Below are 13,512 nucleotides of genomic sequence, written 5' to 3'. Positions count from 1 at the left end.
ATACGAATTGCTTTACATTATTTTCATCGCTACCTTCCTTCTGAAGTGATGGAAGAATTAGAATTTCTTTTACTTCCCTATTACTTAGGCGAGGAAGAGCCATCGGCAGATGATATGGTTAAATTAGCTATCGCATGTATGGACGAAGCACTAGAAGAATAAGCTTGAACGAGCTGCTTGTAGTCTATGACTATGAGCGGCTCTTTCTTCTGCACTCAGTGGCTCAGTTCTCCGCAATCACTGGCTCTAAACTCCGCACAGCTGGCTCTATTTCTTCGCAATACTCACTTGATCGACATGTCTGCTTCTCCTCACATAAATGGTACTTAAAGTTTACACTAGTCCGGAACAGAAAACGAGAGAGCCATTGATTTTTTTATCAATTTCTCTCTCGTTTCTTAGGCTATACTCCCTTTGACTGCGGGTTTAACAGAGACTTTCTGGTCGATTGATAATCCTTCCAGCAGCCAACGCAGTTGTTGTGCGCTTAACTTTTGGATCTCGTTCTGATTACGCGGCCAGTTTAATTTTCCGTTCTCTAACCGTTTGTATAAGAGAAGGAAGCCGTCGCCTTCCCAGTAAAGCGCTTTGAAACGGTCTTTCTTTCCTCCGCAGAACAGAAAGAGTGCCTCACTGTATACATCCATATCATATTCTTCCGTGACAGTGGCGGCTAACCCATCGATTTGTCGGCGCATATCTGTTTTACCACACACAATAAAAATATTCTCTACTTGAGTAAAGTCAACGAGTTTCATTCGATGACATCTCCGCAAGGAGCACTCTCAAGGTTGAGGGTTTGATTCCTTCATAGATAAGCAGCTCCGCTTGATTCTGTTTGAATTGCGCCACTAATTTCTGTGTCGGCTGTTTTTTCTCACCTGCAGAACGATAGATAGGATCACTCTGCAATGTTACCGGTACGATCGTTTGTCTCTTGTTTTCCAAATAAAAACCTCCTGCATCCTTAAGCTGTCTTAAGTTTAACAGGAGGCTGTCAAGCCTCATAGGTACCTAGCTATTCATCGCTTACAATTAATTTCCCCATTCTTTGAAAACCTTCCATCATATCTAATCTTGCTTAGATATGATGGAAGGCTTTTTTTATATTTAATATATTTTAAATGATCAACCTAAAACTTTTCAGTTAATACAGAGAATTCAATTACTATTTCATTCTATTTTCAATAATACATTATTGGAATGCCCTGAAGAAATTGTATTTGACTACTGTTCTGTATGTTTTATACAGCTTCACTTGCTGTATAAAATCAGTTCTTATATTGCTCCTTCTGATTAAAATCTAAAGAAACCTTTTTCACTTTCCTTTAGTAACTTACCCTATTTATATTAGAAGTTTATTAAGAAAATTTTATTGTTATGTGTAAGTTCACTATCACTTCATCGAAGCACATTAATCAGTATATACCTTTCATCAAAAAAGTATTTTAGTTATCTCGCACCTTTTCAACCAATAACTTTAATTCATTTTTGAACGCATTTGAATACTCTAAATAGTTCATATTTTTACTTTTGCTGCTGTTATGAAAATATTCTTTTCTACGAAGTTCCTGATAACCATTTTGCATATTTATTTCTTTTTTTAACTGATAATTCTCTAGGAAGAAATTAAGTTTCTCTTTGTTTATACCCCATTCATCGACAAATTCAGAGATTTGTTCATCCATTATTATGATATTTTTAATTGCCTTATTTTTCTCCTCATTAGTTTTAGAGGAGGATCTAAACGGTTCGCTTCTTTCTACTATTAGATCTAATATGTTTAATTCCTTAGCATTTTTGTTACTTTCACTTATAATTTTCGAAAAATAAATTTTATCAGTATTATATCTTAGTATAGGAGAATAATTGAAAATATCACAAAAAATATCAACTTCTAGAGTATTTAAAAACATATTGTTAATTTCTATTTCTTGCAATTTTGATAGTAAATTATTTTCTTTCTGGAAAAACATACTCAATTTTAATTCTTCATCAGCAAAATCATTTACTTTTAAAACACTTATTTTATTATTAATTGTTATACTTGGAAGTGAAATATCATCTATACCATACATCTCTAAATGTTCCACTTTAGGAAAATGTACATTAGCAGTTGAAGAATCTATTTGGATTTTTATAATTGTGCTTTCTATTCCTATATCCATTATTTTCTGGTTTACAGTCAAATTATTATTATATATCACTATAAGCCTATACATATTAGCTAATGAGTGTTCAATAGTTATTTCAAAAATGCTTTTAACATTAAGTTCATTGGCATCGTCTTGAAACTCATTATTCTCAATTTGTAAATTTTTCATTTCAGGAAGCTTGGATATGTCAAACTGACTATTACTTTCATCAAAGATTATATTATTATTTTTCATGATACATTCTTCTAGTTTGTTAATATCTATTATATTATATAAAGCTTTCCATTCAAACGTAGAATTTAAGATTTCTATTCTATTAGCATACTTTAAACTATTCTTGAAAACTCGATTCGCAAATAATTTTGATAATGCTTTGCTATCTTTAACTTCCTGTATGTGGATTGCAAAATTCGGTTGGAATTCGACAGTATATTCCTGTTCGAACTGTTCTAGTACCTTTAATAGATTCTCTAACTCTATCTTTCCATTTATACTTATTTGCCTTAGTTTGTAAACTATGAAACTATGAGAGTCTATTTGGACATTTTCGAAGATCAAACTACTTTCTTTATCCTGTGGAATTGAAAAAGTAAAATTATCTTTTACTAAATTATAATTTTCTAAACCGTCAATCACAACAAGATCTTCTTGTTTCTGCAAAACATTAAAAAATGGTATAAGATATATCTTTTCAGCTTGCTCCCTTCCTAATTGTTTTATAAAGTATTGCAGTTTTGTAGAGTAATCTTTCTCGTGATAAAATAAATATATTTTGTGAGCTTTTTCAAAAAAAGGTTTAAGAAATATAAAATCGCTTCCTATAATAGAGTGACCCATTATAAAAAGATTGAAAGATTCATTCTTATTCGCTTTCAAATTTTGAATTAGTCTTTGTCTATTTGAAAATAAAGTAGGATCATTTTTCATTCTCACTAGTTTATCGTTGGTTAATGAGTCATTCAAATTAACATTCTTTAAACCTTCACTTCCAGTAAATCCCCCTCCGAAAATGATATTGTTATCCTTTAGGGATCCATGAAGCTGGTAGTTATTTGAATTTGTTATTCCGTTTTCTTTAAGAACATCCTTTAAAGCATTTGTAAAATTAAAAGAAAGTATATGGGTATCTTTATTGGAAAAAAGTTCTTTATAAAACCTATTGATTTTACTCTTTTTATTCTTTCTATTTTCTGTCCAATTTTCATATTCTTTTTTTATATAATGATAGAACAGTTTTTCCAGCTCTCTCAAATTTCGGTTAATTTTATCAACTCTGAAATTATTTGTATAATCACTATTGCTTTGCATGTAAGATTTATTTATTTCTATTATTTGATTTTCGAAAATCGTTTCAAAATCAGACCAGTTTAACTCTTTACCATCAAATTCTTTGATAAAAAGATTGTTGAATTCATAAAGTAAATTATTGTCATAAAGTCTGTACTGCCTTATGGTTTCTTCTAAAAAATTATTATATGAACTCTTCAATCCTAAATTTAAATCAAACCCATTTCCAACTATGACATAGTTACTTTTTTGATCTTCTTTTTTCTCTCTCTCACCAAACAGATTGGTACCATCACTACTATTTTTTTCTGAATTATTATCCAAATGTCTTTCTTTCCCTTCATCACCTATACATTCAAAGAACCGGTCATAGTAAAATTCAGGTATTTCTTTTATATACATAATAACTGAGATCTAGTCAGACTACGTTAGGTTTTATCATTGTCTAATAAGTACTAAAATAAATTAATATTTGTTACAATCTTTACCGCCGTTGCAACGGCAAGATCTCATTCTTCATTATTTCTTCAAAATCAGAACGTACATGTTTCCAGTATTTTAGTTTGGATACTGGTTTTTCAGCTTTTTCTTTGTAGGCATAGTAATTGGCAGACTCTTTTAATTCGCTTTCGCCATTCTGTTTGTCTTTTTTAGGACTGTAGTTGGCGACTACATAACTCAGCTCTTCTTGCTTTACTTGCCATTTTTGTGAAAAGTCTTCGATGACGTATTGTTGTTCGCTTTGGATGACGTCTTCTAAAACGTTAGAGATATTCTGATCACGGTATTTCTCTGGGTTTAATCGAATGTTGCCCCAAAGGTTCTGCATGATTCCGGCTAATCTTGGGTTGTTTTTTGCCAGATCATCAATATACTTATCCACTTCAGCGGTTGCTTTTGCGTCTTCTCTAGCCAGCAATTCATATTCGTCGTCACCGCTTGGCACGAATGCTTGAATCAGCTGCAAAATGTACTCATAGTTGATTTCTTCTGTTTTCACAGATTCTAGTTCATATTCGATATTGATCTCAATGAGTTCTTTTTCATTGGGATCCTCTTTCAACTCTTCAAGGGCATTCACATACTTGCCGTTAAACTCTTCGATTTCAGCTGGAATAATTGGAAATTCTGTACCTAACTGTTCCACATCAAAATCCGTGTATACTTGAACAGCAGCGTACGTTTTATCTAGTTTCTGGAAAGCTTTCACGAATTTTTTAAGTTCCGCTCGGTTTAATCCGTCTACTTCGGTCGGTGTTTCAACCAATTCTTTTAATTCCGTAATGGCTTCAATAAATGCTTCTTTTGCTTCTTCCCATTCTGGGGCAAGCACTTCATTCTCTCCGCCGTTAGAATACAAAATCAAAGCTTCTTTTACTTTTTGTTCATACGTTGTGGGTGTTTGGAACGTTACGATCTGTCCGTATTTTTTCGGTTTATCAAATAAACGATTGGTCCGTGAAAATGCCTGGATCAAATCATGAGGTTTCATCGGCGCCCGGTCAATAAACAAGGTTGATAAAGACGGTGCATCAAACCCGGTAAGCAGTCGATCGACTACGATAACAACATCCAACTGTTCCGCACGCGCTAAATATTTTTCTTTTTTGCGAGATAGTCTATCATTTACGTTTCGATTATAAGCACGCATTGTATCGATTTTATAACTTGTATCAAATTCTTCGTTATAGTCTCTTAGTGATTCTTTCATTTTTTCTTGGTTCGCAATGGATGCTTCTTCGTTTTCACTAATTGAATACGTGATGGCAACTTTTGGAAAATCTGGCAAGACCCGTTTTGTTTTTTCATCGATCGTGACGGTTGTTTCTCCTGCTTTGACCATTTTAAATAAATCATAATAACGCTGAGCTTGCGCAATAGAAGAAGTCGTCAAAAGAGCATTATAAGTTTGTCCAGATCCCTTTTGGAATCCCAACTTCATACGCGACTTATTAATGATCGAGTCAATGACTTCCAGCATATGCCGTTCATCTTCATAGACAGACTTAGGCAGCCAAGCTTCTTTGTCTTCTGAGCTCATATCTCCCATGTCTAGTTCATTTCTACCGGAGAGTTCCATTACGGCACCATCTAACTCTTCTTCAGAAAACGTCGATTTATACTCCACTTGAAACCCAAGTACGGCATGGTCATTAATTGCTTCTTTAACGGTATATTCATGCAGTCGGTCTCCGTATTGTTTCGCTGTTGTTCTGGGCAAGTCTCCGACCACTTTTTTAGCATTTTCAAAAAAGATCGGTGTCCCTGTAAATCCGTACCATAAAGAATGAACGAAAAACTCTTCAATTTCTCTTTGCTTTGCGGGACTAACAGCACGGTGACATTCATCTACGACAAAAGCAATTTTCAACTGAGTTAACTGGGTATGCTTTTTCGACCCTTCTTGATGGGCGAATCGTTTCATCACAAAATTTAGCTTTTGAATCGTCGTGATAATGACTGTGCGGTCATCAGAAAGCAATTTTTTGATCAAATCATTTACATTTTCTGTTTCGTCAATGTTGATGACGTCATTTTCTGCATATGAAGTGAAGGACGCAGAGGTTTGCTGGTCCAAATCTACTCTGTCGACAATAAAAATTGTTTTTTGCAGTGAAGGAATTTGCAACAAATTCCGAGCCACTTTATAAGAGGTCAATGTTTTACCCGAACCGGTTGTATGCCATACATATCCTGATTTTTGGTTACGAGACGCTTGTTTAACTGCCTCTATGGCATGAATTTGATACGGACGCAGCAGAATCAATGCTTTTTTATCTCGATCAATCACTGTATATTGCGTAACCATTTTATGCGCCATTGGAATAGATAATACTTCTTCCGCAAATTCTAAGTAATCATTTACTGGCTGGTTTTGGTTATTGACCCACTTCGTTAAGAATTGTTCGTTCAACTTCGTATCTTGTGCAGAAGCAATATAACGGGTATCTGTTCCGTTCGTCACCACAAACATTTGAAGCGAAGAATAAATTCCTGTAAATTTTCCTTCTTTTAAATATTTTTTCACTTGTCTGAACGCATCCATATAAGGATGGGCACGATTCTTCAATTCGATGTGAATCATCGGCAAACCATTGATCAACAGCGTCACATCAAACCGACGATTCATATCTTCAATGGACCTCTTATCTGACTTGAATTGATTGATCACTTCATAAGAAGACATACCGCCCGCAACATCTTGTCGGTTGATAACATTTAATCGAATGGTTCCTAAAGCAGCATCTTCTCTTTGAACTTGCACTTTGGCAATACCATTCTCTCCAGCCAGCCATTTCGCGGCCGCATAAAAACTTGGAAACAACAGCTGGTTTTGAACTTGTTTAAATTCTTGTTCAGTCAACGGATTGCCATCTAAAGTACTTTTATTATTCAGCTCCAACTTATGGCGGAAATTCTCCCATAGCTCCTCTTCAGTATGCAAGTCATCCCGATAAGTCCACTGCGAATCTCCGCTAATCAACTTTTTAATTAAGTTATCTTCCAGTACTTGTTCAGCTGTAAAATTTGCCATTGTTTCACCTCGTTCCTCTACTGATTAGTTATACGAACATTTTTTGTAAGAATGCTTTTTTGGTTTGTTTAAGCTTTTCTATGTGTTGTTGATGAAGATTGATACTGTCATCAAGTTGTTTGAAAAAGGAACCAATTTTTAGTTGCTCATTATAACACGGTATTTTTACACTGAATTCTGAAAATTTCGATATCCAATGACGCTCGTGACTTTGCGGAACATACGAAATATTTTTTAAAATATAATACAGAAAGTAAAAATCATTTCCTTCTGTTCTTTGGCTTAGTAATTTCATAGCTGAGCTCTTGATTTTAAAAGGAAAGTCAACATAATGAGATCCTGTTGTAAAATCGTCAAATATGATTACAGGATTTGAAGCACTTGCCATCTTTATATCTTCTGTTTCATTTGTATATCCCAAGACAAAACTTTTTCCAGCTGTTAAAACTGGAGTTTTAAAACTGTTATCATAATCAGTTGATTTCACAATATATTTCGAAGGTTGTTCATACTCTATTAATGATCCAAGTTCATATTTTTTCCATGGTTCACCAAACTCTTCAAACCGAATTTCAGGAGTACTTTCATTATTATTCGGAAACATTTTTTGAAGAAACCCTTTTTTACTTTTGATCAAGTTATCTAACTCACGTTGATGAAGAGCGATAGTTTTATCTAAATCAGTGAAAAATTTCCCAAGCTTAAGCTGTTCTTGTCTATCTGGTAAAGAAATGTTGTAATTTGAAACATCTTTTTTTGTCAACTGGGGTTGTGCTGAACCGAAACTAATTAAATCAATTTGACGTTTTCCAATTGGTGATTTTAAATATTGAGAGATAAAATTTGCTTCAATATTATTATTCGATCGAAGTATTAACATTCCCGAATTGATACGAGCATGAGGAACTTTAGATTCAACTTCCCTACTATACCAAGCAATATGCCCCACTGAGCCACGAGAAGTAAGTATAATGTCATTGTGTTTAAGTTTTCCATTACCCAGAGCATTTGATCTTTCTTCAGTAATATATTGATTTTTCTTAAATGAAAAACCTTCCTTTGTTACATTATTTGCGCTCAAAAATAATGTATGCTCTTTGTTTGAGAAGTCATCTTTTGACGGATAATTTTTGCCTCTATCTCCATCCATTACATTAACCACTTTTGATAACTTACGCTGTTCCCAATCGTCAGTAAATCCGTTAAATCTAATTTCAGGACTTTTACTACTCAAATTGTCCACCGCCTTGCACATCATTAAAGCCTAGGAGTTCAATGAATTGATTTAATTCTTGCTGAGCTTCGTCATTTGATGCAGTTAATTCTTGTACCATTTGAGCTAATGCCGCATTTGATTCGGCAATTTCTTTTTGCACTTCTTTCATGTCTTGTGCTACTTCAGCTAACGAAATAGGTTCTTCTTCTTCAAACGTATCCACATATCTTGGAATGTTTAAGTTAAAATCATTCTCTACAATCTCATCATAAGTTGCTGCATGGGAATACTTTTCAATATCTTTACGCTCTTTGTAGGTATTTAATATTTTTTCAATATGCTTTTCTTCTAACTTGTTTTGATTTTTTTCTTTTGTGAATTCATTTGAAGCGTCGATAAATAAAACATCTTTATTTTCACGATTTTTCTTTAGAATAATAACGGTTGTTGGAATACTTGTATTAAAGAAAATGTTTGCCGGCAATCCAATCACTGTATCGATTGCGCCATTTTCAAGCAAGATTTTACGGATTTTGCCTTCTGCTGCTCCTCTGAATAAAACACCATGGGGTAATACGATAGCCATTACACCTGAATCTTTTAAGTGGTAATATCCATGTAATAAGAAAGCAAAGTCGGCTTTAGATTTAGGCGCTAGTACTCCGTACATTGAAAAGCGCGGTTCGTCTAAAAAGCCTTTATCTGCTGTCCATTTTGCACTATAAGGTGGATTCATCAGTACTGCATCAAAGTTCGTTGGTTCTTCTGTAGGCCAGTCTGCATCTAATGTATCTGCATTGCTTAAATGCTGATTCGCTACGTCTACTTTATGAAGAAACATATTCATACGAGCTAAGTTATAAGTAGAAGTATTTAATTCTTGACCAAAGTAATTAACGGTACCTGGTTCATTCGTATATTTTTTGACGTTTAATAAGAGTGAACCTGATCCCATAGTCGGATCGTAAACGGAAAATCCTTTTTGATCTTCTTTTCCTTGAACAACGATTTGTGTCATTAAACTAGAAACAGCTTGCGGTGTATAAAACTCTCCAGCTTTTTTCCCAGAATCTGAAGCAAATTGACCGATCAGGTACTCATATGCATCCCCTAAAATGTCTCCTTGATGTGCCATATCTAGCGTAGCTAGCTCTTTCATAACATCGGAGATTACTTGATTTTGCTTTTGCGGTGTAGCCCCTAATTTTCTGGAATACAAATCTACATCTTCAAATAAATTTTCAAACAGTTCGCTGCTCTGTTCAATATTGCGAAATCCTTGCGCTAAATCTTCTAATTGAAATTTCCCTTTATAAATCGATTGCATCAAAGCCGTAAACGTGAGATTTGGTTCTAAGGCGTAAGAAAAATCAAATTTCAATTCATCGATCAAGTCTTCTTTGATTTCAGGATCGTTAAAAGCATCAGCGTACACTTGCTGTGCTTCGTTTAGATCAGTGACCTCTTCTTCCAATAATTCTGCCGCATGATGCAGCATGTTGTCTGATAAGTATTTGTAGAAAATTAACCCTAATGTATAGTTTTTATACTCACTTGCATCCATTTTGGAGCGCAGGATATCCGCACTGTTCCATAGTGACTGATAAATTGTTTTCGGATTCTGGTTTGCCATTATAAGTTACTCCTCTATTTGCTTTAATGATTAACTTGCTACATTCTTTTATTATAAAACAAATATTGCAATATTTAAATTTTACTTTGTACCTATTTGGGGATATACAAATAGTTTTTCTGTTTGATTAGGCCCAACGAACATACAGTTTGCCTACTTATCCTTACAAATAGTAACAACAGTAAAGCCAAATTGAATAGAAATGATAAAAGACAACCGTGCTTCATCTAATACTATTAAGTTGCAATAATAGAAAATCAAGCAGAATCATAATAAATACTATTCTACTTGATTATCATTTTTTAGTTGTTAGCTTCCTTTATTTAATCATCTGACATTTCAATAGATTTATGAAGTAAATTTTGAACGTTTATTACTTTTACTCCATTTCCTTCTAACCGCTCAAATTTGTATTTAGTGTACATAGCGCTAAAATCTTTGTGTGTTGAGAGTATAATTTGATATTCTCTACTAAATTCATACTTTAACAATTCTATAAATGAATGTATATTTAATGAATCCATATCTTGAATTGGATCATCTATTACTAGAAACTTTAAATTATTTGATATATTGTATGTTTTATTTATCGCTAGTGTAAAAGCAAGTGATATTACAGCTATTTGTCCAGAACTTAAATGGTGCATAGCATCATGATCTGTAGTCGGATCTGTTATAAATCTTATGGAGTCATCCTTTTTCAAGGTAGACAAGAATATACCAAACCCTTGTTGATAGTTCTGTAGTATTTTTGCTGTATATAGATAAAATGGGAATTTTATTCTTTCTATCATTTCTTTTTTATAGGAAGTAATTTCATCTCCATATACCTTTTTAAATTTTCCAAATTCAACTAACATAGATTGAATAACATCCATTCTTTCTTCAATGCGACTAACTTTTTTATTTAACTTCCACTTATACTGATTATGAATATATCTTTTTTTCTTTGTTATTTGATCTATCGTTACTTCTTCAAATCTATGACTATTATTGTCAAAATAAAAATCATATATTCCTTCAAGATCAATCACTTTTTCGTGGCTAAATTTAAACCTTTCCTTAGATTGTGTTAGCTTTTGATCAAATGATCTCGTAACACTTTTAAGATCCAATAAAGACTTCTGTTGGTTGCTATCAATCTGTAAAGAAAAATCATTCAAATCTAAATCATCTAAACATTTCTTAATAAATTTTAGCTCTTCACTAAAAGAAATTGTATTCAATCTCGTAATCACATCATATAAGTCTCTACTAACTAATGTTTTGCTTTCTATATAGTTTTTAACCTTATTACAAATTAAATTTAATCCATTCGAGTCTAATTCTAAAACATTTATATTATCATCAAATCGAAAACCTTCTGTTAATTTGTACATATGATCAATGTTTAATTTGGCATTTGCAATTTGTTTAATAGTCGCTAATACTTCATCATCAATAAGTGTCAGATTTTCGCTCTTTTCTTTTATTATACTTAACATAGGATCTATATATGCTTTCTTTATCTGATTTTTCAATTCCATTGCTCTACGGCTTTGTATATTCATAAGATCACTTATAATAGATTCTGTTTCAATAAATTTTTGATCAAGTTCTGTTGATTCCCAACTTTTACCACAATATGGACACATACCCTTATCATTCAAGTCAGGGTTTTGGTGATATTCATAATGAATTGTCTTTCGATTTTCTAAAATTTTCTGTAGTGAATTATCATTCACTTGGACCATTTTTTGAATTAACAATAATTCGTCTAATTTTTCAAGCAAACTTTTAGTTTTTTCAGGAAATATTTTATTACAAATTTCCTGAATCTTTTTTGTATCCTCATTATATACATCGTTTTCTAAATGTTTAATATAATCTCGATAGAGGTTATATTGAACTTTTTCTTTTTCTAAGTAACTAACCTTATTAAAATATTTTTCTAAAATAAAACTTTTTACGTATTGTTTATTATTTAAGTATCTATATTCTTTATCTAATAGACTCATCGTGTTCTCATTAGTGTAATTTTTAAGAGCCACATAATTTAACAAATTTTCTTGCTTTAATACATTTTCTATATAATTCAGTTTATTTCTCTTTTGATACTCTTTGGGTGAAAAATTTTGTTTAAAATCTATAATCTTATTAATTTCATCAGTATATTTTTTGTATTTTACTTCTAAATCTACTATACTTTCATTTCCAAATAACGTTTCTTGATCGAATTCAATATCTTTTCCCTTTATTAACTTATAATATTCCTCTTTCTTGTATGATTCTGCTGTTTTATAACTCGCTATCTTTTTATCTAGAGATTCATAAATCGAATCTAGCTTCGTTATTGCTTCAGAAATATTTTTTAACTCATTTTCTTGTTTACTTGTTTGAAATAAAAATCCTAAAGACCTTTTCCTGTTTTCTTCTGATTGTTTCAAGAAATATGTTGTCTCTTCTTGTTGTAAATAATTAAACAGTTTGTAAATTTTCTCAACATTAAAAAGGTTGTCACTAATCTTTAAAAATTTTTCAATTTCTTTATCCTCTATTACTTTACTATTTTCAGAACTATATTCATCATTGTCGAATTTTTTTGGATCTTCCGTATATGTCTTAAAAATAGAAAAGTCACTTGGTTTATTTTTTCTTTCAGTTACCTGGTTTTTTCGATAGTAGTCCTTATCAAAGAATTTAACGATAACTAATTGTTCTTGATCCTCATTTTCTAACCAAACTTTTATTATTACATCTTTGTTTTCATCATTTTGAAAAAATGGCTTCTTGTAATTTTTATTATCTTTCGTTACCTTTAATATATCTGTACGATGAATCTTCCCTGTAAAAGCCAATTCAATTGCATCGAATATTGTAGTTTTACCGAACCCATTTGGACCTACGAGTAAAGAAGTTTTATCACTAAAATCAAGTATAATCTTATTCTTTATACCTTTAAAATTACTAATATATACCTTTTTTATAATCATATTCCACCGTCCTTAAATATTTTATATACTTCTTTCAACAATTCCCCTTCACTATTCTCGTCAAGAAATTCTTCTTCAAATTTATTATAAAAGTTATCACTGTTAATATTTTTGATCTCCCAAAAGTCATTCAATATATTGGTAGCACCTATATTCTCTTTAATAGCAATATCTATTTTATCTTGCATAGATATAAATTTACTTGTTTTTTTTGGGATAGTTACAAAAGGAAGCTTGATTGCTAATTGCATATTTATAAAATATTCATCACTAAAGTAAGTATCCACTTCAAACTTATCTATGTTACTAGGCTTCTCTAACATTTCAAATAAAGTGCTGAGAGAGAGATCATTTAATTCATCTACACCAGATTGAGTATAAATTATTATATACTTTCTAAAAAAGTATTCATCTTCTTCTACTGCCATCATTTGATTTTTATAATTTTCAATAAAATATTTTATATCACTAACTTTCAACAAGATAATTAGTGAAGTATTTTTTATATAGTCATTATTATTCTTACTTTTAAACAAAAAGTCGTCCACAATTTTATTAGTTTTTTCAGAGTTAAAAAAGTCAATAAAGTCTTTAAAATTATACTCAGATACTATATAGTAATCAGAATTGTTACCATAGTAATTATAACTTTCCTGTTTATCTAAGGTTTTGATTTTATACTCTTTAACTATTTTTTCAATATATTTTAACAT

General features: G+C 31.8%; 8 protein-coding genes. All 8 read right to left on the bottom strand.

The window, feature by feature from the left end; all coding sequences use genetic code 11:
- Positions 1 to 398 precede the first annotated feature (398 nt).
- On the bottom strand, positions 399 to 758 hold the full coding sequence (tnpB, locus tag BM212_RS05625) for an IS66 family insertion sequence element accessory protein TnpB (RefSeq protein WP_072693379.1): 360 nt from the start codon (positions 756 to 758) through the stop codon (positions 399 to 401).
- Positions 745 to 948, bottom strand: a complete 204-nt coding sequence (locus BM212_RS05620; RefSeq protein ID WP_072693380.1) for a hypothetical protein — start codon at positions 946 to 948, stop codon at positions 745 to 747. Before BM212_RS05620 ends, tnpB begins: the two co-directional genes overlap by 14 nt.
- A gap of 500 nt (positions 949 to 1,448) precedes the next feature.
- A complete protein-coding gene (locus BM212_RS05615; protein WP_091897073.1) occupies positions 1,449 to 3,845 on the bottom strand; it encodes an AbiH family protein in 2,397 nt (798 codons plus the stop codon).
- An 82-nt stretch (positions 3,846 to 3,927) separates the two neighbouring features.
- Entirely contained in the window at positions 3,928 to 6,978 is a 3,051-nt protein-coding gene (locus tag BM212_RS05610; protein ID WP_072693385.1) for a type I restriction endonuclease subunit R, read from the bottom strand.
- Between the two features lie 28 nt (positions 6,979 to 7,006).
- The gene (locus BM212_RS05605; protein ID WP_245750938.1) at positions 7,007 to 8,212 is read right to left on the bottom strand and encodes a restriction endonuclease subunit S; all 1,206 of its coding nucleotides are present in this window, start codon (positions 8,210 to 8,212) and stop codon (positions 7,007 to 7,009) included.
- Complete coding sequence (locus tag BM212_RS05600) at positions 8,205 to 9,827, bottom strand: type I restriction-modification system subunit M (protein ID WP_072693387.1); 1,623 nt, start codon at positions 9,825 to 9,827, stop codon at positions 8,205 to 8,207. Before BM212_RS05600 ends, BM212_RS05605 begins: the two co-directional genes overlap by 8 nt.
- A gap of 323 nt (positions 9,828 to 10,150) precedes the next feature.
- Positions 10,151 to 12,799 carry an AAA family ATPase gene (locus BM212_RS05595; protein WP_091897070.1) on the bottom strand — a complete coding sequence of 883 codons (2,649 nt, stop codon included), beginning with the start codon at positions 12,797 to 12,799 and terminating at the stop codon, positions 10,151 to 10,153.
- On the bottom strand, positions 12,796 to 13,512 hold the full coding sequence (locus tag BM212_RS05590; protein ID WP_072693389.1) for an ABC-three component system middle component 1: 717 nt from the start codon (positions 13,510 to 13,512) through the stop codon (positions 12,796 to 12,798). Before BM212_RS05590 ends, BM212_RS05595 begins: the two co-directional genes overlap by 4 nt.

Source organism: Marinilactibacillus piezotolerans, from assembly GCF_900114235.1.
Taxonomy (GTDB): Bacteria; Bacillota; Bacilli; order Lactobacillales; family Carnobacteriaceae_A; genus Marinilactibacillus; species Marinilactibacillus piezotolerans.
The sequence above is the reverse complement of the archived record's forward strand: the minus strand, read 5'-3'. Positions and strand labels throughout refer to the sequence as shown.